The organism is Streptomyces sp. NPDC024687 (assembly GCF_055559055.1).
In genome coordinates, this window is sequence record NZ_JBVHLJ010000016.1 from 116823 (window position 1) to 139939 (window position 23117).

The following is a 23117-nucleotide window of genomic DNA, read 5'->3' on the forward strand; positions in this document are numbered from 1 at the left end:
GCTCGCTTCGAGAACGGACCGAGAAGCCGTTGTTCGAACCATCCTCCGACGCATCTCTGACGAATCTTGAAACCTTCGCCGTCCAATGCACTCATCGCGACGAAAGGTGAGCGGATGGCGACGCCGACCGACGAGCACCTCTTGCGGGTCGCTCTGCTCTTTCCCGGTCAGGGAGCCCAGCACCCGAGAATGGCCGCCGGGCTGTATGGACGGCTGGACGTCTTCACCGAGGCGATGGACGAGGCGTTCGAGTTGCTCGGTGATGAGGGCAAGCGACTGCGGGACACCTGGCTGTCCCGCCGGCCACCGGCCATGTACGACGACGTGACGGTCGCGCAGCCACTGTTGTACGCGGTCGACCTGGCCCTCGGCCGGCTGGTGCTGAGCTGGGGCGTACAGCCGGTCGCGATGCTGGGGCACAGCGTCGGGGAACTCGCCGCCGCAACCCTGGCCGGGGTGCTCGGCGCCGAGGACGGCTTCCGGCTGATGCGCGGACGGATCCGGCAGTTCGCCGACACACCGGCGGGCGGCATGCTCGCGGTGGCGGCGTCCACCGAGGAGGTCGAGGACGTACTCGGTGACGGCGTCTATCTGGCCGCCGTCAACGCCGCTCGGCAACTGCTGCTGGCGGGGCGGCGCGAGGACCTGGATGGGGTGGCCGTCCTGCTGCGGGAGAGGGGTCTGGTGTGCCGGGACGCCCGGGCCAGACAGGCCTTCCACAGCCCGGTGGTCGACGGTGCCGTCACCGCGTCGTTGCCCGACTGGCGGGCCACGCCGCTCGCTCCGCCCGGGCTGACGGTCTACTCCGCCTACACCCAGGCGGTGCTGACCGCCGACACAGCACGCGATCCGGTGTTCTGGGCCCGGCAGGCTGCCGAGCCGGTGCTCTTCGCACCGACGCTGGACCGGCTGCTCACCGACCACGATTGTCTGCTGGTCGAGGCCGGCCCCGGCAACAGTCTGACCACGCTGGCCCGCCGCCACCGCGCCGTGGTGAGGGGCCCCAGCCGGGTGTTGCCGCTGCTGCCCGACCAGCCACAGGGGGATGAGGCGGACCTCGAGTCGGTGCTGGCGGCACGGGAACGGATCCGGCACCTGCCGGTCCAGCAGCCGGCTGTCTGAGCGGGCGCCGGTAAGCGGCCCCGGCCCCCCACGGACGACCCTTGTCGCGGTTTCTCAACGGAGGATGAGATGCAGGGAACACAGTCGCCACCGGCACCGTCGGCAGGCGAAGCCATCGCGGTCGTCGGGCTCGCCTGCCGGTTTCCCGGCGCGGCCAACAGCACCGCGTTCTGGCGGCTGCTCGTCGAGGGCCGGGACGCCGTGGCCGAACCCGTCGACCACCGCGCCGGCCGCGCGGCGGCCGGCTACCTCGCCGGAGTGGACCTGTTCGACGCGGAACTCTTCGGGATCTCGGCGCGGGAGGCTGCCGCCATGGATCCCCAGCAGCGGCTACTGCTGGAGATCGCCTGGCAAGCCCTGGAGGACGCCCGGATCGCCCCGGACTCGCTGCACGGATCGGACACCGGCGTCTTCGTGGGAGCCTGCGCGGACGACTACGCGCTCCTCTCCCGGGCCCCCGGGAGCAGCACGATGTCGCCGTACACCCTGACCGGCACGGGCAGGGCCTTCCTCGCGAACCGGCTCTCCTACACCTTCGGTCTGCACGGCCCGAGCCTCACCACCGACACCGGTCAGTCCTCGTCCCTGGTGGCCATCCACCAAGCAGCCGAGAGCTTGCGGCGGGGCGAGTGCGACATCGCCATAGCCGGTGGGATCCAGCTCAACCTCGCCGTCGAAAGCGACGCCGCGGTCGAGGCGCTCGGCGCGCTGTCCCCCACCGGGCGCTGCCGCACCTTCGACGCGCGGGCCGACGGCATCGTCCGCGGCGAGGGGGGCGGCCTGCTCGTCCTCAGGACGCTCAACCGGGCGGTGGAGGACGGCGACCGGATCTACTGCACTCTGCTGGGCGGAGCCGTCAACAACGACGGGCGCGGTGCGGGGCTGACCGCACCTGGTCAGGAGCCTCAGCAGCGAGTGCTCAGCCAGGCGTACACGCGCGCCGGGGTGGAGCCGCGCGAGGTGGCGTACGTGGAGCTGCACGGCACTGGGACCAAGGCGGGCGATCCGATCGAGGCCGCAGCCCTGGGCGCGGTCCTCGGGCACGGCCGCCCGGCCGGTGCTCCGCTGCTGGTGGGGTCGGTCAAAACCAACATCGGCCACCTGGAGGGAGCCGCAGGGGTGGCCGGCTTCGTCAAGACGGCGCTGAGCCTCTTCCACCGGGAGGTCCCGCCGAGCCTGCACTACCAGGAACTCAACCCGGCCATCGAAGCGCAGGCACTGGGGCTGCGGGTCTGCGTCAAACGGAGCCCGTGGCCGACCGACCGGCCCCTCACGGCGGGTGTCTCCTCGTTCGGCCTCGGCGGTACCAACTGTCACCTGGTCCTGGGTGAGCCGCCCCGGGCGACGCAGCCGGAACGCCGGACACCTCCCGGGCCACTGCCCTGGGTGCTGTCCGGCCACACCACTGCGGCATTGCGCGGGCAGGCCGCCAGCCTCGCCGACTTCCTGGCGGACGATCCGGCGGCGGACCCGGCGGCGCTCGGCCTGTCCCTCGCGACCACCCGGGCCACCTTGCGCCACGGCGCCGCCGTCTTCGGCGGCGACCGGGCCACGCTGTCCGCCCGGTTACGGGCAGTTGCCCGCGGCGAGCGGACCGAGGGGGTCCTCGGTGGACTGCGCAGCGGCGGCGCCACCGCCTTCCTGTTGCCGGGCCAGGGCATGCAACGGCAGGACATGGGGCGCGAGCTCCACCAGGCATACCCCGTGTTCGCCCGATCCTTCGACGAGATCAGCGCGGCGATGGAGCCGGCGCTGGGCGCGAGTCTGCGCGAGGTGATGTGGCGGCGGGACGACTGGCTCGACCAACTCACCTACACCCAGCCCGCGCTGTTCGCGGTCGAGGTCAGCCTCTACCGGCTGCTGGAGTCGTGGGGCATCGTCCCCGACCACCTCGTCGGGCACTCGCAAGGCGAGATCACCGCGGCGCACCTCGGCGGCATCCTGTCGATGGAGGACGCGGCCGTCTTCGTGGTCGAACGCGGCCGTCTGATCGGCACGCTGCCGGCGGGCGGAGCGATGGTCGCCTTGCAGGCGGAGGAGGCCGAGGTGCGGGCCGCGATCGATGAGCGGGCGCCCGGGTCGGTCGGCATCGCGGCGATCAACAGCCCCCGCTCACTGGTGGTGTCCGGGGCGGAGACCGAGGTCGAAGCGGTCGCCGAGCGGTTCACGGCGCTGGGCCGGCGAGTCCGTCGACTGCGAATCGGCGTGGCCGGCCACTCCCCGCTGATGGCACCTATACAGGACGACCTGCTGGCAGCGGCGCGCCGTATGACGTTCCACCGGCCCCGGGGTCCGGTGATCGTGTCCTCGGTGACCGGGCGGGTGAACCAACCCGGACAACTGGACACCCCCGAGGCCTGGGCGGAGCACCTGTGCGCGACCGTACGGTTCGGCGAGGCGGTGCGAACGGCACACGAGTTGGGGGCGCGGTTCTTCACGGAGACCGGCCCCGGCCACGGGCTGACCACCATGGCCGGGGAAGTCGTCGGCGGCGGCGAGATCTTCACCACGCCACTGGCCACCTCGGACGAACTGGGCGGTGTGGCCGAAGTACCGGCGGCCGCCCATCTGTTCGGCCGGCCGGTGGACTGGCGGGCCGTGTATGGGCCCGATGTGCCGACAGCCGACCTGCCCGGGTACGCGTTCCAGCGGAATCCGTACTGGCTGGGCACCGAGACCGAGAACGCGCCGGTCACCGCGGATCCCGTCCGCCTCACCGACGTGACCGGCCTCGTCCTCGGCCTGACGCTGGAGGTTCTGGGTCGCCCCCGGGACACCCAGCTCGATCCGGACCAGACCTTCAACGACCTGGGCATCGACTCGCGGATGACCCTCACGCTGCGCAACCGGCTGGCGCAGAGCATCGGAGCGCCGCTGCCCGCCACCCTGCTGTTCGACTTCCCCACCCCGACCGGGCTCATCGAAGCCCTGCGGTCGGAATTCTCACGGTAACGGCCGACCGAAGTCCCCGTTCGAGAAGGGCACTGCTGAAGCGATGACTGATGCCGATGATTTCCGGCCGTATCCGGACGACGCGATCGTGGTCGTCTCCATGGGCTGCCGCTATCCCGGGGGCGTCCGTTCCCCCGAGGATCTGTGGCAACTGACTCTCGCGGGCACGGACGCAGTCTCCGACTTCCCGGCGGATCGTGGCTGGGTGATGGAGGACGTGTACGACCCGACGCCCGGCACGAACAATAAGTCCTACACCCGCAGCGGCGGCTTCCTGGAGGACGCCGACCGGTTCGACGCTCGTTTCTTCGGCATCTCCCCGCGCGAGGCCGCGGGAATCGACCCGCAGCAACGGCTGCTGCTGGAAGTGGCCTGGGAGACGTTCGAGCGGGCCGGGCTCGACCAGCCGACGCTGCGCGGCAGCAACACGGGCGTGTTCATCGGTGCGATGGCACAGGACTACGGGCCCCGGCTGCACGAGGACAGCCAGGGTGCGGGCGGTTACCGCATCACCGGCAGCACCACCAGCGTCGCCTCCGGGCGGATCGCGTACTTCTTCGGACTCCGGGGGCCGGCCCTGACGGTCGACACCGCGTGCTCGTCCTCGCTGGTGAGCATCCACCTGGCCGCGCAGGCCCTGCGCGGCGGTGAGTGCGATCTCGCGCTGGCCGGCGGAGCGGCGGTGATGCCGACACCCGGTCTGTTCATCGACTTCAGCCGGCAGAACGGCCTGTCCGCGGACGGCCGGTGCAAGGCGTTCTCCGACGACGCCGACGGCACCGGGTGGGCGGAGGGAGCCGGTCTGCTGCTGCTGGAACGCGCCGCCGACGCGGTCGCCCGGGGCCACCGCGTCCTGGCCGTGCTGCGCTCCAGCGCGGTCAACCAGGACGGCGCCAGCAACGGGCTCACGGCACCGAACGGCGCGGCCCAGCAGGAGGTCATACGGCAGGCCCTGGACCGGGGCGGTCTGCGCCCGTGCGACGTCGACGCAGTGGAGGCGCACGGCACCGGGACGCCTCTGGGGGACCCGATCGAGGCGCGGGCCCTGGCGGCCACGTACGGCAGGGAGCGGGCCGGCCGCGAGCCGCTGTGGATCGGATCGCTGAAATCCAACATCGGGCACGCCCAGGCCGCCGCCGGTGTCGGTGGTGTGATCAAGATGGTGCAGGCGATGTCCGCGGGTTCACTGCCGGCCACCCTGCACGCGGAACGGCCCAGCCGGCACGTCGACTGGGAGAACTCGGGCCTCGCTCTGCTGACCGAGGCGCGCCCCTGGCCGACGGTGAAGCGTCCGCGCCGCGCCGCGGTCTCCTCCTTCGGCATCAGCGGCACCAACGCGCACGTCATCCTGGAGGAGGCGACGCACCGTTCCGCGGAGCCGGAGCCGGAACAGGGTGCGGCCGAGGGGCCGTACGTGTGGCCGGTGTCCGGCCCGACAGCCGAGTCGCTGGCCGTCCAAGCCGCGGTGATCCGCGACTTCGTCCGCGAAAACCCCGCCTCGCACCCGGCGGACGTCGCCCGCACCCTCGTCGCCCGGACTCGGTTCCGGCACCGGGGTGTGGTGGTCGCCGACCGCAGGGAGGACCTCCTGGCAGGACTGGAGACGCTGGCCTCACGGGGACCGGTGCCTCCTGCCCCTGGCCGCTACAAGTCCCCGACGCTCAGCCGCGGTGAGGCGGCTGGCGACCAGCGGCCGGTGTTCGTCTTCCCCGGCCAGGGCTCGCAGTGGCGTGAGATGGGCCTGGAGCTGATGGAGTCCTCGAAGGCGTTCCGGGAGTCGATGCTGGCCTGCGCCGACGCCCTCGCACCGTACTGCGACTGGGAACTGATGGCCGCCCTGCGGGGCGAGGCCGCCGACACGGTGGACGTCGTGCAGCCCACCCTGTTCGCCGTACTGGTCTCGCTGGCGCGGCTGTGGCGGTCGTTCGGTGTCGAGCCGGGCGCGGTGGTGGGGCACTCCCAGGGGGAGATCGCCGCTGCGCACGTGGCGGGCGTGCTGAGTCTCGCGGACGCCGCCAAGGTGGTGGCCCTGCGCAGCAGGGCGCTGCGCACGGTCGCGGGCACCGGTGGCATGGTCTCCGTGCCGTTGCCGCTCGCGCGGACCCAGTTCCTGCTGGACACCCTCGGCGGCCGGGTGAGCGTCGCGGCCGTCAACGGTCCGTCGATCACCGTGGTGGCCGGAGAGTCCACCGCGCTCGAGGAGCTGCTCACGGCCTGCGCGCGCGAGGACGTCGAGGGCCGTCGGGTCGAGGTGGACTACGCCTCACACACCGGTGACATGGACGTCCTGCGTGAGCAGTTGGCTGTGGACCTGGCGGATGTGACGGCACGGCCGGGCACCGTACCGATGTATTCGACCCTGACCGGCAGGGTCGCTGACACCACCACGATGGACGGCTCCTACTGGTTCGAGAACCTCCGTAACACCGTGCGGTTCGATCCGGCGGTACGTGAGCTGGTCAGGGACCGCAGCCGGGTGTTCGTGGAGATCAGCCCTCACCCGGTGCTCACCTTCGGAGTGCAGCAGATCCTCGACGACATGGGTGTCGAGGGGACGGTCCTGAGCAGTCTGCGGCGCGGCAGCGGTGGGATCGGGCAGTTCCTCGCCTCGGCGGCCGCCGCCCACTGCGCCGGCGTCCGGGTGGACTGGTCGACGGCTCCCGGGCAGGGCACGGTCACCGTGCTGCCCTCCTTCCGCTTCGACCGCAGCCGGTACTGGCTGACTGCCACGTCGGCGCAGTCCTCCGGTGCGGTCCCGGCCCTGTTGGCCAGCGCCGTTGATCTGCCGTCCGGGCAGAACGTGATGACCGGTGAGATCTCCACCGGCCGGTTCCCCTGGATCGCGGACCACGTGGTGGATGGAACGACGCTGTTTCCCGCCACGGCGTTCCTGGAGGTCCTCGCGGAGGCCGGAGCCCAGCTCGGCTGCGCCGCGGTGGCGGAGCTGACCCTGCGCGAGCCGCTCGAGGTTCCCGACGGCGCCGCCGTCGACCTGCGGGTCCTGGTGGAGCCTGCGCACGGTGATGGTCTGCGAGTGCTGACGGTCGACTCACGAGTTCGGGGCACGGACACGTGGCACCGGAACGCGGACGCCGTGCTGGATGCGCGGAGCACCGCGCCGCAGACGGCACCGGTGGCATGGCCGCCGGCCGGCGCGACCCCGATGGACGTCGACGACGCCTACGGCCGACTGGCGGAGCGGGGTTACCACTACGGTCCGGCATTCAAGGGACTGAGGGCCGTGTGGGTGCGGGGCGCGGAGGTGTTCGCCGAGGTGGCACTGCCTGCCGCGGCCCGGGACGGCGCCGGGTTCACCCGTATCCACCCGGCACTGTTCGACGCGGCGCTGCATCCCGCGGCACTGCGTCAGGACGGAGGCCTGCTGGTCCCGTTCACCTGGCGTGACGTCACGCTGCGGCCTACTGGTGCGAGCATCCTGCGGGTGTCGGGCCGGATCGAGCGGGGGCGCTGCTCGCTCATGGTCACCGACGCGAGCGGCGCGGTGGTGGCGAGCGTCGGCTCGCTGACACTGCGGCCGTCCATGGGCGCCGACCGCGGCAGTCTGCTGGACGTGACCTGGCGGCCGGTGACTCCCGGTACCCCCCTGGCACCGCAGGCGTGGGCTTCGCTGGGCTCCGGTGAACTCAGGGCCGCGCGCGACTACTTCGACTTGGACGCGGTGCCGCACCCGGCGCCGGAGGTGGTCGCGGTTGTCTTCGACGGGCGGGGCACGCTGCCCGGCGCGATGGCCGACGCGGCCGAGAGCGCCCTTGAGCTCCTGCAACGCTGGCTTCTCGTGGGACGCTTCGCGTCCTCGACCCTGGCGGTCGTCACACGGGAGGCCGTCTCGGTCACCGGTCGGGAGCAGGTGGCGGGACTGGCCGGGGCGACCGTCTCGGGTCTCGTCCGGACCGCACAGGCGGAGCATCCCGGACGTGTACTGCTCATCGATGTCGACGGTGACCCGGCCTCGCTCGACGCGTTGCCCACGGCGCTGGCGTGCGGGGAGCCGGAGATAGCGGTGCGTGCCGGCAGGCTGTACGCGCGACGACTCGCACTGCCCGCTGAGCCGGAGCTGAACGTGCCCCCGCAAGGCGGAAGTTGGCGACTGGACGTAACCGCCAAGGGCACTTTGGACAACCTGGCGTTGCTTGCGCACCCCGAGGCCGACGCGCCGCTGGGTCCGCGGGAGATACGGCTGGAGGTGCGGGCCGCCGGACTCAACTTCCGTGACATCGCGGTCGGCCTCGGGCTGGTGTCCAGCGAGAAGACCATGGGGAGCGAGGGTGCCGGCGTGGTGACCGAGGTCGGCGCGGAGGTGACCGGGACGGCGGTCGGCGACCTGGTGTTCGGCGTCTTCGAGCGCTCCCTCGGCCCAGTGGCGGTGGCCGACGCGCGCATGGTCCGCCCCGTCCCGCAGGGCTGGTCGTTCGCCCAGGCGGCAGCCGTCCCGATCGTCTTCATCACCGCTTACCAGTGCCTGGTCGAGGTCACCCGTGTGCGGGCGGGTGAGTCGGTGCTGATCCACACCGCGACGGGCGGTGTCGGCATGGCGGCCATCCAGTTGGCCCGGCACCTGGGCGCGGACGTCTTCGCGACGGCCGGCCCCGGCAAGCACGGTGTGCTGCGGGCGTTGGGCATCCCCGAGGACCACATCGCCTCCTCGCGGTCGCTCGACTTCGAGCAGCAGTTCCGCGACGCCACAGGCGGCCGGGGCGTGGATGTCGTGCTCAACTCGCTGGCGGGTGAAGCGATCGACGCGTCCCTTCGGCTACTGGCGCCGGGCGGCCGGTTCGCCGAGATGGGCAAGACGGATATCCGGGACGTCGAACGGACGGTGGCGGAGCACCCTGGGATCAGCTACGCGGCCTACAACATCCTCGGCATCGACCCGGACCGGATCGGCGAGGTACTCGACGAGGTGATCGCGCTCTACGCGAGCGGCGCCCTCGACCATCTGCCCCTGACCACCTGGGACGTACGGGAGGGCCCGCGCGCGCTGCGCTCCCTCAGCCGGGCGGAGCACCGGGGCAAGATGGTCGTGACCATGCCCCGCTCCCTCGATCCGGAGGGGACGGTGCTGATCACCGGAGGCACCGGAGCCCTGGGCGGCCTGGTGGCCCGGCATCTCGCGACGGCGTACGGGGCCCGGCGGCTGCTGTTGGTGAGCCGGCGGGGCGAGGCGGCCGAGGGCACCGCCCGGCTGACGGCCGAGCTGACGGCCCTCGGCGCCGAGGTGACCGTAGCCGCCTGTGACGTCAGCGACCGGGCACAACTCGCGCGGCTCATCGAGCAGCACCCGCCGGCCGCCGTCGTCCACGCAGCCGGGGTGCTCGAGGACGGCCTGCTCACCGGCATGACGACCAAGCAGCTCGCCCGGGTCATGCGGCCCAAGGTCGACGCCGCATGGCACCTGCACCAGCTCACCGAGCACCTCGACCTGTCGGCCTTCGTCCTGTTCTCGTCGGCGGCCGGAGTGCTGGGGGAGGCGGGCCAGGGCAACTACGCCGCCGCCAACACGTTCCTGGACGCTCTGGCCCAGCACCGCCGGGCCGTGGGCCTGGAGGCGACCTCGCTCGCCTGGGGGTTCTGGGAACAGCGCGGCGGCATGACCGCGCACCTCTCGCGAACCGACGTCGAGAGGCTGCGCAGGTCCGGGATCGCACCGCTGGCCACCGACCGGGCACTGGAACTGCTCGACGCCGCCCTGGCCTCCGGCAGGGCGCTGACCGTACCGATCCGGCTGGACCTGACCGCTTTGCGGGGCGAGCGGGCGACGAAGGTGCTGGAAGAGTTGCTGCCCGACGATCGTGGGGCGGGTGTGCCAATCGCCGCGGGCACGCAGGCGCCGGTCACGGCGCCCGTGCCGGACGCCTTCGGGCCAGACGCGCTGCGGCAGTTCTCGTCGAAGGCCCAGGCGGCGGCGCTGATGACCCTGGTGCGTCAGCAGGCCGCCGAGGTCCTCGGCTACGGCAACACCGACGAGATCCAGCCGGACCTGAGTTTCAAGGAGCTGGGGTTCGACTCGCTCCTCGGCGTCGACCTGCGCAACCGCCTCAACGCGGTCACGGGACTCCGGCTGCCCGCCGAGGTGGTGATCCAGAACCCTACGCCCGAGCTGCTGGTCGGCTTCATCCGGTCTCAACTGACGCACCCCTGACTCGCGAGCACAAAGAGTCCTGGATCAGGACTGGACAACCGCCTGACACAGTTCGGGCGCGGTTACCCAAGGAGGACTTCTGATGGACCACCAGCACGCTGGCACTGCCCTGGTCACTGGTGGGACCAGCGGCATCGGACTGGCGACCGCTCATGAACTGGCCTCGCGTGGCTTGCGCGTCTTCCTCTGCGCACGCGACGGCGACCGGGTCGCCGCGACCGTGGCCAAGTTGCGGTCGGAGGGCTTCGATGTCGCGGGCACCGCGTGCGACGTGCGCAGCGCGGACGACATCCTGCGGACCGTCGAGCAGGCGAGCGCGTTCGGCGAGATTGGCGTCCTGGTCAACAATGCCGGTCGCAGCGGCGGCGGCGTGACCGCGCAGATAGCGGATGACCTCTGGCACGAGGTATTGGAGACCAATCTGACCAGCGTCTTCCGCATGACCAAGGCGGTACTCAACAGCGGCCTGCAAGAGCGGGGCTGGGGGCGGATCATCAACATCGCCTCGACGGCCGGCAAGCAGGGCGTCGTCTACGGCGCGCCGTACTCCGCCTCGAAGCACGGTGTCGTCGGCTTCACCAAGGCCCTCGGCCTGGAGCTCGCCGGTAGCGGCATCACGGTCAACGCGGTGTGCCCCGGGTACGTCGAGACGCCGATGGCCCAGCGCATCCGGGCCGGTTACGCCGAGCACTGGCAGATCACCGAGGAGGACGTGCTGGCCAAGTTCAGCGGCAAGATCCCGCTGGGCCGCTACTCCACCCCGGACGAGGTCGCCGGCCTGGTCGGCTACCTGACCACCGGCACGGCGGACGCCATCACCGCCCAGGCCATCAACGTGTGCGGCGGGCTCGGCAACTTTTGAGCCACCCGACCGTGCACGGACACGCCACACCCGCGCGTCACGACCCAGCCATCACAGTGAGGAGGGAGACATCAGTGAGCGTCACACGGGTGACCCACCGGATCGATGTCCCTGCGCCTGCGTCCGTGATCTACGACATCATCGCCGACGTCGGCTCCTGGCCCCTGTACTTCCCACCGACCATCCGCGCTGAGCGGGTGTCGGGCGACGCGAGTGACGAACGCATCCGCATCTGGGCGCTCGCGAACGGCGAGTTGCGGACCTGGATCTCCCGGCGTCGGCTCGACCGGAGCGCCCTGTGCATCGAGTTCGAGCAGACGGAGCCCCGTGACCCGGTCGCCGAGATGAGCGGAGCCTGGCAGATCGAGGAGCGCGCGGACGGGACGTGCCACGTCACGCTGGTTCACACCTACCGGGCCACCGGGGACGACCCGGAGAACCTCGCGCGCATCACCCATGCCGTCGACACCAACAGCCGGTCCGAATTGGACGCGCTCCGGGCGGCCGTTGAACGGCACGCGGACGAGCACGAGGTGCTGGTCGTCTTCGAGGACTCCGACACGGTCACCGGCTCGCTCGAGGAGGTGTACGACTTCGTCTACGACGTCGCGAAGTGGCCGGACCGCATCCCGCACGTCTTGCGCATGGAGGCCACCGAGAACGTCCGGGGACTGCAGTTCATGGAGATGGACACCAGGTCGCCCGACGGCTCGGTGCACACCACGCAGTCCGGGCGAGTGTGCGTGCATCCGGAGTCGATCGTCTACAAGCAGACCCGGCTGCCCGGTCCGCTGCTGGCACACACCGGCGAGTGGGTCTTCGAGACCGTGGCGGACGGCCGGATCCGGGTCACCTCCCGGCACCGGGTGCTCCTCGACGTCGACGCGCTCACCGCGCTCCCCGAGCCGCCCGCGTCGCTGGCCGCTGCGCGGACGGCGGTGCGCAATGCCCTGGGCGCCAACAGCCGGGCCACCATCGCCGCGGCCAAGGCGTACGCGACGGCCGGCGACTCTGCCGGCCGCCTCTGACCGCACGTACCCGCACCACCACACACGAGAGAGGTAACGACCATGGCTCAGATGACTCTCGACGAGCTCAAGGGCTTCCTGCTGCGCGCGATGGGAGAGGACGACTCGGTCGACCTCTCGGGGGACATCCTCGACCAGAACCTGACAGACCTGGGCTTCGACTCCCTGGCGGTCATCGACACGACGAGCAAGGTCGAGCAGCACTACGGGGTCAAGCTTCCGGAGGATGTCGCCTCCGCTATCACGACACCCGGGGAGCTCCTCGACGCCGTCAACAGCGCGCTGAGCGTGGCCAAGTGACGACTGCCGCCCCGGATGAGAAGAGGCGTCGGACATGACCGGGATCTTCGCCGAGCAGGTCGCGGCCGAGCACGAACCGGTCGCGAGGGCACTGATGCTCGGCTACCTCAACCGGGCGGCGGCCCTCCACGGACAAGGATATGCCGACCGTGCGACCGTGGACACGGCCATGCGGCTGGGCTGCGGGCTGCCCGAGGGGCCGTTCGAGATGATCGACCGGCTGAGCACGGACGAAGTGCGCCGGTCCTTGACCGAGCTGTGGGCGGCGACCGGTGACGACACCTACGCCCCGGCCCCCTGGCTGCGCTCGCCCGGCCGACCGGTCCCCCACGCCCCTGCGCCCGCCCCCGGGCCCGGGGACGCCGCGTCGGCGGCTCCCGTCCGCCGCTTCGGCGTATTCGGCTCGGGCACGATGGCTCGGGGGATCGCCGAGTCGGCGGCCCGCAGCGGCGTCCCGACCGTCGTGGTGGCGCGTTCCACGGACAGCGCCGAGCGGGCCAGGGCCGATGTCGAACAGTCGCTGGAGCGGTCGGTGCGTCGGGGCCGGACGACCGCCGCCGCGGCGGCCGGGGTGGCTGCGCTGCTGCGATACACCACCGACCAGGACGCTCTCGGTGACCGCGATCTCGTGGTGGAGGCGGTGGCTGAGGATGCGCGGGTCAAGCGGGACGCATTCGAGGTGCTCGGGGCCGTGTGCGCACCGGGAACCGTCCTGGCGACGACCACGTCCAGCCTCTCGGTCACCATGTGCACGGCCTCGGCCGGGCGGCCCGGTGAGGTTCTCGGCCTGCACTTCTTCAACCCAGCGCCGGTGATGAAGCTGGTCGAACTGGTCCGCACCCCGACGACCACCGCGGCCACCGCCGCGGCCGCGCGGGCGTTCTGCGCCACGCTCAGCAAGGTGGTGGTGGACTGCGCAGACCGGGCGGGCTTCATCGTCAACTACCTGCTCTTCCCCTATCTGGCACGGGCCATCCGGTTGCTGGAGACGTCCGCGAGTGGGGCCGGGGAGCGGTACGGGACGGCGGTACGGGTCGACGAGGCGGTGGTCGCGGGTTGCGGCTTCCCGGTGGGCCCGTTCGCGCTCCTGGACATCATCGGCCTGGACGTCTCCGCGGCCATACTCGACCGGCTTCACCTGGAGTTCGCGGAGCCCGACTTCGAACCGCCGGCGCTGCTGCGCCGGATGCTGGACGACGGCTGCCTCGGCCGCAAGAACGGCCGGGGATTCCGTACCGTCTGAGGGCGACCGACACGCACGTGGCCACCGAGGAGTGATGATGACCGCTGACCTGCTGGACCGGGTACGGGATTTCGCCGCCGCGGAACTCATGGACCGGGAGGGCTACTTCGACGCCCGGCCGGAGGTTCCGGTGCCGGCCTCGGCCGCACTGCACCAGGCGGGGCTGGCCAACTGGTGGCTGCCCGCCGAGTACGGTGCCGCGGGTGCCTCTCTGGAGACCAGCGTTGACATCGTCTCCGAACTCGCTTACGCGGACGCCGGTTTCGCGTTCTCGTCGTTCCTCTCGATCTTGGGCACCACTATCCTCCAGCTCTTCGCGGATCCGTCGACGGCGGCGGAGCACTTGGGCCGGATGGGCCGCGACGGCGGTTTCTGCGGCATCCTGGTGAGTGAGCAGGACGCGGGCAGTGAGCTGGGTCGGACCTCGACGACGTACACGGTCCGTGACCGCCAGCTGCTGCTCAACGGGGACAAGTACTTCTCCACCAACACTGACGCGGCGGACTTCCTCCTCGTCGCGGCTCGTTCGGAGCAGGACGAGTCGGAGTTCAGCGTGATCATCGTCCCGCGGGACGCGTCCGGTGTCGAGATCGTCAAACGCTGGGACATGATCGGCATGCGCGGCTCGGGCACCTACCAGGTGCGGTTGAACAACTGCGACGTCCCGGTGGAGAACCTGGTGCCGGGACATGGTCTGCGCCATCTGGAGGCCGGCCTCAACGCCAGCCGCATCCTGATCGCAGCCACCGCCATCGGCGTCTCGCGCCGGATCCGGGACCTCTCGATGCAGTATGCGGCCACCAAGAAGGTCAAGGGCGCGTCGCTGATCAACAACGCGGTTTTCGCCGGCAAGCTAGGGCAGATCGAGATGTATATCGACGTGATGCGCAACCAGTGCCGGGCCGCGGCGGCCCAGTTCGACGAGGCGGTGTCTTGCGGTGATCCGGGGAGCACGCTGTACCGCATGGGCACGCTCAGGTCGGCCCTCGCCGCGAAGATGTACTGCGGACAGGCCGGCTGGGCTGTGGCCACCATCGGTTCGGAGATGTTCGGTGGGCTCGGGTACACCGAGGACCACCCCATCGGCAAGCTGGTCCGCGACCTCCGTTACGTCGGCCTGGTGGAAGGTGGCGACGACGTCATCCGGGACCTGCTCTACACCCGTTATGTGATTCCCGTGGCCAGACGCCGCTGACCGAAGTGCCTTCCCGCCCTCCGCCCGTGGGCACACGGCCGCGTGCCTCCACCGCCTGCGGCTGCCGCTTCGCCGTGCTCGCTCGCCGTGCCCCGCGGCGACCGCTGATATCAGGTGCTCCGGTCATGCCCTGAGTCAGCGGTTGTTGCCCGGCAGGGAGACAACGACTGAAGTCGGCCAATGGCACGCTGAGGGGGGTGGGGTCCGCTACCGGCTTCCGCCAGGTCCCGTTCAGCAGATGCTGCGGCAGGCCCGCGGGCGGCGGTGGCCGGCCGGTTCCGCCCGTCACCAGCCGTTCCTTCGCTCCACCGGGGCCGGCAGACCCCGGGCCTAGTCCTGTATCCGCCGTCGTGGATCCGCCCAGGCGAGCCGGCCTGTCCTGGGCCGCTACAAGAGACTTATCAGCCTCGCCACATAGTGCACCGTCTTAGAGTTGCATTGCGACCCAAGTAACCCCGTGTCAAGCTATTTCGAAAAAAAGTCTGGTTGAGCGATGAGTGTCCTGAGGAAAGGTGCTTCGTGGCGGCCCGTCTCTATACGGGCTGCCCGTTTCATATGTAGGAAGAGCTGAAGGGACAGCGAGGCGTCGACATGAGCGATCCCACGGACATAGTTCTGGTCAGCGGGAGCACCCTGTTCCTGGAAGGGTTGTGCCGACTCCTCAGCGATGAGGGGGACATGAGGGTCGTGGGCGAGGCGAGGACTGCGGAACGGGCCCTGCGCATGGTGGCGTCCGAGCACCCCGACATCGTCGTCGTCAGCAGCGACATGAAGAATGGCGCGGTGGCGACGATTCCCGAGCGCGTACTGATGACCGGGGTCGGCAGCAAGGTCGTGGTGGTGGGCACGGAGATATCACCGCCGCACGTACGCGAACTCGTGCGCCTGGGTATCTCTGCCTATCTCCCGGTGAGCGCCACACACAGTGAATTGAAGGCGGTAATACGGTCGGTGGTCGCCGACGCGGAGCGGGTGACCATTTCTCTCACGCGGGACGAGGTCAGACATATCTACGGCTCGGAGAAGGGGAGCCTGACCCGCCTGGAAGTCAATATTCTCGAAATGGTGGCGGCTGCCATGACCAATGGCCAGATCGCCAGCCGGCTCTCCCTGAGCGAAGCAACCGTGAAACGACATCTGCGCAAGATATTCCGACGGCTCGGCGCGGTGTCACGCCTCGACGCGGTGAACAAGGCGAACAACGCGCACATTCTGGTGTGACGGTTCGGCCCCTCGTTGTCGCGCGCATTCCGCTTCCAGTTCCGCAGCCGGGGTGTACGGCGGTCGGGGAGGCCCACCCCCTGACCGCCGTACCCCCTGCGAGGCACGCCTGGGATGGCCCTCAGGGGCGCGTGACCACCAGTGCCGAGGCGAAGCCCCCGCGACCGCGGGCCAGGACCAGCGCCGCGCGGATGTCCAGCGGCCGACCGGTTCCAGTCACCAGGTCGATCCGGTGATCGGTCCGGCTCGGCGCCACGTTGACCGTCGGCGGTACCGTACGGTCCCGGATGGCCAGCAGTGCCGTCGCAACGTCCAGCGGCGCCCCGCCCGACAGCAGGCGCCCGGTCATCGTCTTGGGGGCGCTCACCGGTATACCGCCGTCCCCGAAGAGCGCGGACAGCGCCGTCGCCTCGGCCCGGTCCAGCGACGGAGTGCCCGCCGCATCGGCGAAGACCACGTCGATGTCCGAAGCCGTGAGGTCGGCGTCCGCCAGGGCCGTACGGGCGGCCCGCAGCAGGCCGTCCCCGCCGGACTCCGCCGGCGCCGGGTCGAACGCGGAGCCGTACCCGGCGATCAGCCCGTGGATCCGGGGAGCCTGGCGGCTCTCGGCGTCGGCGCGGGACTCCAGGACGAGGATGGCACCTCCCTCACCGATCGCGTGCCCCGCCGCGTCGGTGTCGAATGGCAGGTAGGCGCGGTCGGGGTCGGTCCGTGTACTCACCTCCCGGGCGGAGGACTGGATCGCTGCGCCGTAGGGGCAGATGAGGCCGTCCATGCCGCCGGCGGTCATCACCGCCACGCCCTTGCGGACCCGGCGCCGGGCGAAGGCGAGGGCGTCCAGGCCACCGGCCTGCTCGGAAATCACGACGCCGCCGGGGCCCCGCATGCCGTTCTTGATGGAGATCTGGCCGGTGTGAACGGCGTAATACCACGCGAAGGACATATAGGCGCTCACCGACTCCCAGCCGGTGCCCCACAGTTGCTGGAGCTCACGCTGGCCAAACTCCAGCCCGCCAGTCGAACTGGAGACTGATACGCCCATGGAGAACTCGGGGAGTTCCTCGGGCCGGATCGCCGCGTCCTCCAACGCGAATGCGGAGGCGAAGATCGACAAGCGGGTCAGCCGGTCCGTCTGCGGCACGAGCTTCTTGGCGAAATCCTTCTCGGCGTCGAATGCGGGAATCTCGCCGGCCACGCTGACCGGATAACCGGTCGCGTCGAACCTGCTGATCGGGCGGATGCCTGAAACCCCGTTCAGGGTGGACTTCCAGAATGCGTCGGACCCGACGCCGTTCGGTGCGGTCACACCGATCCCGGTCACCACGACGTCCTGCTTCATCACGCGTCACGCTCCACATTGGCCAGTACCATCGCGCTCTGGAATCCGCCGAACCCACTGCCGACGGTCAGTACGGCGTCCAGTCGCTTCTCCCGGGCGGTCAGCGGCACATAGTCCAGGTCGCAGGCTGGATCGGGCTCGCGCAGATTGGCAGTGGGCGGCACCACCCCGTGCTGCATGGCCAGGGCACAAGCCGCGATCTCGATCGAGCCGATCGCGCCGAGCGAGTGGCCCACTGCCGCCTTGATGCCGCTCATGGCGGTCTGGTAGGCGTGCCGGCCCAGGCTCCGCTTGACCGCCGCCGTCTCGTGCAGGTCGTTCTGCTTCGTGCCCGACCCGTGGGCGTTGATGTAGTCGATGTCCACGGGGTTGACCCGCGCCTCGGCCATCGCCGCGTTAATGGCTTCCGACATCTCGCGGCCGTCGGGTTTCAGCCCTGTCATGTGGAAGGCGTTGCAGCGAGTGCCGTAGCCGGCCACCTCGGCGTAGATCCGGGCACCGCGGCGTACCGCGTGCTCGTACTCTTCCAGCACCAGGACGGCCGAGCCTTCACCGAGGATGAGGCCGGTGCGGGTGCGGTCGAACGGGCGGCAGGCACTGGCCGGTTCGTCGTTGCGCGCCGAGGTGGCCTTGATTACGTCGAAGCAGGTCAGGGTGATGGGCGAGAGGGGCGCGTCGGTGGCGCCGGTGATCATGATGTCCGTGTCGCCGTCGCGTATCAGCTCGGCCGCGTAGCCGACCGAGTCGATGCCCGAGGTGCAGCCCGTCGATATGACGGCCGCGGGGCCCAGGGCGCCGGTGCTCAGCGCCACCTCCGAGGCGATGGAGCTGGGCAGGAAGTAGTCGTACAGGTGTGGGACCGCGAAGGAGGGATCCACTAGCCAGTCCGCCCCCGAGTTGCTGAGGACGGCGTACTCCCGCTCCATCGTGGTCGTGCCGCCCACCGCGCTGCCGATGGCCACGCCGGTGCGCTCGGCGCTGTGCCCGTCGATCCGCAGCCCGCTGTCCTCCACAGCCTCCGCCGCCGAGACCATGGCGAGCTGGGACACCCGGTCGGTACGACGGACCTGCTGCCGGGTCAGGCCCAGGGCGAGGGGATCGAAGTCGCATTCGGCGGCGACCCGGCAGCGGTGTCCCGAAGCGTCGAACTGGGTGATCGTCCGCGTCGCCGTCGCGCCGCTGCTGAGCAGGTCCCAGAAGGGTTTCTTGCCGATGCCGCCCGGTGCGGTGACGCCGATGCCGGTGATCACGGCCCTGCGGGTCATACGAACTCCTTCACAGCGGCGGCGAGCATGTCCAGCTGCCGCACATCGGTCGAGCAGGGGATGAAGGTGACTTCGTCACAGCCGGCCTGCCGGTACGCGGCGACCGCCTCCGCGATCGCCTCGGGAGTCGTCAGGGCGCTCCCGGCGATCAACTGGGCCACCGGACCGGCGAACGCGTAGTAGGACCCGAGGTGCCGCTGTGCCTCCTCCACCCCGTCCGGACCCAGGGAGAAGTACGTCTGGGCGACCAACGTGGGCCGGCCCACGCGGCCGTGTTCCTTCCAGCACTCCAGTGCCTGTCCGGCCCGCTCGGCGAACTGCAGGGGCGGCGCGACGACGACGGTGCCGGCCCCGTACCGGGCCATCCGTACGAGAGCGGCGCGGCTGCGTCCGCCGACCAGGATGGCGGGGCGGTCATCGTGCAGGGGCGGGCCGATCGACCCGTCGCCCCAGAGCCTCCTCAGGTCCTCAAGCAGCCGGTCCAGGTCCTGACCCCGGCGGTGAAAGTCGGTGCCCGAGATCTCGTGGTCGTCCGCCCTGATGCCAGCCGCCACGCCCAGGACCAACCGTCCCCCGGACATCCGGTGGATCGTCGCGGTCTGCTTGGCCAGCAGGGCGGTGTTCCCCCGATAGGTGGGGACGAGTACCTGGGTGGACAGCCTGACGTGCTCGGTCACTGCCGCCGCCGCGGCCAGCGCGACCAGCGGCTCGGCCCCGTCGCACACCAGCCGGTCGAGCACCGCGAGACCCGAGAAGCCGTACTCCTCCGCACCCTCCGCCCACGCCTGGAGTTGTCCTGTGGTCAGACTGCCGATCATGGTCGGCAGGCCAACGCCAATGTCCATGGCCCGGTCCTCTCCACTCACTTGTTCTTGACGGCGAAGTCGGTGAAGGCCGTGGCCGCGCGCTCGAAGCGCAACGCCGCGTGCGTGGAGGCCACCGAAATGTCGCGCCAGTGACGTTGCAGCGGGCTCTGGGTGTCCTGGCCCCCGGTGCCGGCCGTCTGCATGAGTTCATGGGCCGAGGCGACCAGCATGCGGCTCACATGCGCGGTGTCCCTGGCGTTGCGGACGCCGTGTCGGCGGGCCTCTCCGGTATCAAGTGCGGCCGCCGCCCGCTCGGAGAGAAGGGTGGCGGCGTCCAGATCGGCGGCTGCGCGCGCCAGGGCCGCGTCGTTGACGGCCGTCCCGGAATTGGGGGCACCGTGCACGGCCGCTGCCCGCTTGCCCGTCACCAGAGCGGTGTACGCCGCGAGCATGCCGCCCGCCGCGCCCAGGATTGGGGCTACACAGGTGAGCCCACCCACCGCCATCAGCGGCACGTTGTGCTGCACACGGTCGGAGACGCTATTGGTTCCTGCGGCGACCTCAGCGAGCGCGACCGACCGATAGGCCGGAACCGTGACGTCGGACAGCACGACCATGTGACTGCCCGTACCGCGCATGCCGACGGTGTTCCACGTCCGCTCCACGGTGAAGTCGGCCCGGGGCACAGCGAAGAAGCGCGGCGCCGGCGCGCCGGGCCCCTGCCGGGGACCGGCCAGCAGCGCCCAGTCGGCGAACAGGGCGCCGCTGACATAGCTCCAGCGCCCATTCAGGACGAAACCGTCACCGACGGCGTCCGCGCGGCCCGACGGCACGAGCCCGGAGACCCACAGGGTGTCGGGACTGTCGCTCCAGAACTCCTCCTGCGCCTCGATCGGCAGGTGGGTGCAGAAGCGGGCGGAGTAGGCGAACATCGTTCCGCACCAGGCGGCCGAGGCACAGGAGCGGCCAATCAGCGCCGCCGCCCTGGTCATGTCGGTGAAGGTGCCGTCGCTGCCACTCCACTTGGCCGGGACGAAATGGCGCGGGAACCCGGCGGTGGTCAGCGCCCGCACCACCTCCGCATCGAGCTCGCCGGTCCGGTCCGCCTCGGCCGCGTGCTGCCCTGCCAGCTCCGCGGCACGGCGGACACGGGACGCCATGTCGTTGGTCAGCGTGTCTGCCACGTCTTCTGCTTCCTTCTCGTCCGTACCGATGTCCGGGACAGTGCGGACCGGGCGTCCGACCCCGCGCTGTATCCGCAGGGTGCAGGCATCGCTTCGACGTCCGATCCAGACGCATCGGAAGCCGTCGGCGGTCACCGGGGCCCGGTGACCGCCGACGGGCCGCTTCGAACGACTCTCTACGGCGCCTTGAACGAGGCCCAGGAAGGTGGCCAGGTCAGTACCCCGTCCCAGCGAGGAGGGTTCATGCCCGAACAGCCGATCCCGGACGTACGCAAGTCGGTGACCGTCCCGGCCTCCGCCGAGGAGTGCTTCAAGGCGTTCACCGAGCGCCTGTCCGACTGGTGGCCCCCCTCCCACGTCCTATTGCGCAAGGAGCGCGCCGGCCTCGCCTTCGAGCCGGGCGTGGGCGGCCGTTACTACGAATGGGACGTCGAGGGGACGGAGGTCGACTGGGGCCGCGTACTGGTCTGGGAACCGCCCTATCGACTGGCCATGACCTGGCGGGTCGACGGCCGGTTCCAGTCGATTCCCGATGATGAGCGGGCCAGCGAGATCGAGGTGGAGTTCAAGCCGGTGGACGACCATACGACCGTGGTGGAGCTGGCCCACGTCAAGCTCCACAAACATGGCGACGATGCGATGCGGATCTTCACCGCACTCGCCGGGCGAAGCCCGGGCGAGACTCTGGAGCGTTTCGCCAAGGCCTTGTGATGCCCGTCCCCCCTGTCCACAGAGCCGACGGAGTCCGTGCCGTGACCGAACTGGGCGACGCTCTGCTCGTCAAACCCGACGCCTCAGCGCTGCGTACTGCGATGGGGCGCTTCCCGACCGGGGTGGCCCTCCTCACTCAGGGCTGCGGGGACACCGCTCAGGCACTGACCGTGAACAGTCTGGTGTCCGTTTCCCTCGACCCGCTGCTCATCCTCGTGTCCGTCAAGCGGAGCGGACGGATGCGGCCCGGCGTGGTGCGGTCCGGGAGCTTCGTCGTCAACATCCTCACGCAGGCGCAGCGCGCCCTGTGCGTCGAGTTCGCCCGCCCCGACCGGCCCGAGGGCATGCGGATGATGCGCAGAACCGACGCGGTTGAGGGATTCACTGGCAACCCGGTGATCCCCTCGGCGGCGGCACTGGAGTGCGTGCTGCACGCCGAGGTGCCTGCCGGTGACCACGTCCTGCTGATCGGACGGGTGACCGTGATCCACCCGGGCGCTCCGGACACCCGGCCGCTGGTCTTCCACCAGGGCTCGTTCTTCGGCCTGTCCCCCATCGAGGAGGTTCCATGAACGCCCCTCCGCTTGCCCCTGCCGCGCCCACGCTGCGCGAGATCGCCGACGGGGTGTACGCCTTCGAGCAGCCATCCGGCGGCTGGTGCCTCAACAACGCCGGTCTGATCACGGACGGCCGCCGGTCGGTACTCGTCGACACCGCCGCCACCGAGCGGCGCGCCCGCCGTCTGCGGGCGGAGGTGGAGCGGATCGCCCCGGGTGGTCCGGACGTGGTGGTCAACACCCACTTCCACGGGGACCACGTCTTCGGCAACTTCCTGTTCTCCCCAAGGGCGACGATCGTCGCGCACGAGGGCACCCGCTCGGACATAGCCGACGCGGGTTTCGGCCTGCGCGGGCTGTGGCCCGACGTCGAATGGGGAGACCTCGAGCTAGTGGTTCCCGATCTGACGTTCCGGGACTCCCTGACGTTGCGTGTCGGGGACCTGACGGTGGAACTGATCCAGGTCGGGCCGGCGCACACCGCGGACGACGTGGTGGCCTGGATACCAGAGCGGCGGGTGCTCTTCACCGGCGACGTGGCGTGGTCGGGAGTGACGCCGTACATCCTGATGGGGTCGGTTCGCGGCTCGCTGGACGCCCTGGAGCGGCTGCGGGCCCTTGGCCCGCTCACGGTCGTCGCCGGGCATGGCCGGGTCGGCGGGCCCGAGGTGCTGGACGCCACCGAAACCTATCTGCGTCGGCTGGACGAACTGGCTCGGAAGGGCCTGGCCGAGGGGGTGTCGGCGCTGGAGGCCGCGCGTTCGGCCGATCCGGACGAGTTCGGCACGATGATCGACGCCGAACGGCTGGTGGGCAATCTGCACCGCGCCTACGCGGAGCTCCAGGGCCTCGCGCCGGGCGCCCGGATCGATGTGGCGGCCTCCGTGACGGAGATGTTCGAGTTCAACGGTGGCCCACCGCAGTGCCTCGCATGAGCCAGCGGGCGCCGCCTCCAGGATGGAGAGCAGCGTCCGCACAGTTACCGCTCAGATCCGCGTCTACGACACCACACACCCGACCCGACCCCGATACACGTACCGGATCGGCCTGTCCAACGAACTGATCCTCGCCGTGTCCCACCCTCGTCGAGTCGCAGTCGGCCGGGCGGGGAACCGCCCGGCGCACTTCGCCCGTCGAGCGCCACCAACAAACGGCACGCCAGAACCGGGAGT

15 protein-coding genes and 1 pseudogene are annotated in these 23117 nt (G+C 70.5%); 12 read left to right on the forward strand and 4 right to left on the reverse strand.

Annotated elements, in window-relative coordinates; translation table 11 throughout:
• Window positions 1–114 precede the first annotated feature (114 nt).
• From ACZ39I_RS39740 to ACZ39I_RS39780, 9 genes and pseudogenes are all read left to right on the forward strand, one after another.
• Window positions 115–1122, forward strand: a complete 1008-nt coding sequence (locus tag ACZ39I_RS39740) for an acyltransferase domain-containing protein (RefSeq protein WP_467250316.1) — start codon at window positions 115–117, stop codon at window positions 1120–1122.
• Window positions 1123–1191: 69 nt separating this feature from the next.
• Window positions 1192–4074, forward strand: a complete 2883-nt coding sequence (locus ACZ39I_RS39745) for a type I polyketide synthase (RefSeq protein ID WP_467250318.1) — start codon at window positions 1192–1194, stop codon at window positions 4072–4074.
• Window positions 4075–4153: 79 nt separating this feature from the next.
• A pseudogene (locus tag ACZ39I_RS39750) lies at window positions 4154–10234 on the forward strand (type I polyketide synthase); the annotation flags it as partial.
• Between the two features lie 82 nt (window positions 10235–10316).
• The gene (locus tag ACZ39I_RS39755) at window positions 10317–11096 is read left to right on the forward strand and encodes an SDR family NAD(P)-dependent oxidoreductase (RefSeq protein WP_467250320.1); all 780 of its coding nucleotides are present in this window, start codon (window positions 10317–10319) and stop codon (window positions 11094–11096) included.
• 74 nt (window positions 11097–11170) lie between these two features.
• The gene (locus ACZ39I_RS39760; protein ID WP_467250322.1) at window positions 11171–12124 is read left to right on the forward strand and encodes an aromatase/cyclase; all 954 of its coding nucleotides are present in this window, start codon (window positions 11171–11173) and stop codon (window positions 12122–12124) included.
• A 42-nt stretch (window positions 12125–12166) separates the two neighbouring features.
• Complete coding sequence (locus tag ACZ39I_RS39765) at window positions 12167–12424, forward strand: acyl carrier protein (protein ID WP_467250324.1); 258 nt, start codon at window positions 12167–12169, stop codon at window positions 12422–12424.
• A gap of 34 nt (window positions 12425–12458) precedes the next feature.
• Window positions 12459–13667, forward strand: a complete 1209-nt coding sequence (locus ACZ39I_RS39770; protein ID WP_467250326.1) for a 3-hydroxyacyl-CoA dehydrogenase family protein — start codon at window positions 12459–12461, stop codon at window positions 13665–13667.
• Window positions 13668–13704: 37 nt separating this feature from the next.
• Window positions 13705–14862, forward strand: coding sequence for an acyl-CoA dehydrogenase family protein (locus ACZ39I_RS39775; RefSeq protein ID WP_467250327.1), 1158 nt, complete (start codon window positions 13705–13707; stop codon window positions 14860–14862).
• Between the two features lie 591 nt (window positions 14863–15453).
• Window positions 15454–16083: a response regulator transcription factor gene (locus tag ACZ39I_RS39780; RefSeq protein ID WP_467250329.1), complete on the forward strand. Its 630-nt coding sequence runs from the start codon at window positions 15454–15456 to the stop codon at window positions 16081–16083.
• 121 nt (window positions 16084–16204) lie between these two features.
• Here ACZ39I_RS39780 and ACZ39I_RS39785 read toward each other — a convergent pair whose 3' ends face one another.
• The 4 genes from ACZ39I_RS39785 to ACZ39I_RS39800 are packed head-to-tail and all read right to left on the reverse strand — an operon-like array spanning window position 16205 to window position 20677.
• Window positions 16205–17422: a ketosynthase chain-length factor gene (locus ACZ39I_RS39785; protein ID WP_467250376.1), complete on the reverse strand. Its 1218-nt coding sequence runs from the start codon at window positions 17420–17422 to the stop codon at window positions 16205–16207.
• On the reverse strand, window positions 17422–18687 hold the full coding sequence (locus ACZ39I_RS39790; RefSeq protein ID WP_467250331.1) for a beta-ketoacyl-[acyl-carrier-protein] synthase family protein: 1266 nt from the start codon (window positions 18685–18687) through the stop codon (window positions 17422–17424). Before ACZ39I_RS39790 ends, ACZ39I_RS39785 begins: the two co-directional genes overlap by 1 nt.
• The gene (locus ACZ39I_RS39795; RefSeq protein WP_467250333.1) at window positions 18684–19532 is read right to left on the reverse strand and encodes an LLM class flavin-dependent oxidoreductase; all 849 of its coding nucleotides are present in this window, start codon (window positions 19530–19532) and stop codon (window positions 18684–18686) included. The genes ACZ39I_RS39790 and ACZ39I_RS39795 overlap by 4 nt, the downstream gene beginning before the upstream one ends.
• Window positions 19533–19549: 17 nt before the next feature.
• On the reverse strand, window positions 19550–20677 hold the full coding sequence (locus ACZ39I_RS39800; protein WP_467250335.1) for an acyl-CoA dehydrogenase family protein: 1128 nt from the start codon (window positions 20675–20677) through the stop codon (window positions 19550–19552).
• 243 nt (window positions 20678–20920) lie between these two features.
• Between ACZ39I_RS39800 and ACZ39I_RS39805 the strand changes: the two genes are divergently transcribed.
• The 3 genes from ACZ39I_RS39805 to ACZ39I_RS39815 are packed head-to-tail and all read left to right on the forward strand — an operon-like array spanning window position 20921 to window position 22880.
• The gene (locus ACZ39I_RS39805; RefSeq protein ID WP_467250337.1) at window positions 20921–21388 is read left to right on the forward strand and encodes an SRPBCC domain-containing protein; all 468 of its coding nucleotides are present in this window, start codon (window positions 20921–20923) and stop codon (window positions 21386–21388) included.
• A 41-nt stretch (window positions 21389–21429) separates the two neighbouring features.
• Window positions 21430–21960, forward strand: coding sequence for a flavin reductase family protein (locus tag ACZ39I_RS39810; RefSeq protein WP_467250340.1), 531 nt, complete (start codon window positions 21430–21432; stop codon window positions 21958–21960).
• The gene (locus tag ACZ39I_RS39815; protein ID WP_467250342.1) at window positions 21957–22880 is read left to right on the forward strand and encodes an MBL fold metallo-hydrolase; all 924 of its coding nucleotides are present in this window, start codon (window positions 21957–21959) and stop codon (window positions 22878–22880) included. The genes ACZ39I_RS39810 and ACZ39I_RS39815 overlap by 4 nt, the downstream gene beginning before the upstream one ends.
• Window positions 22881–23117 lie beyond the last annotated feature (237 nt).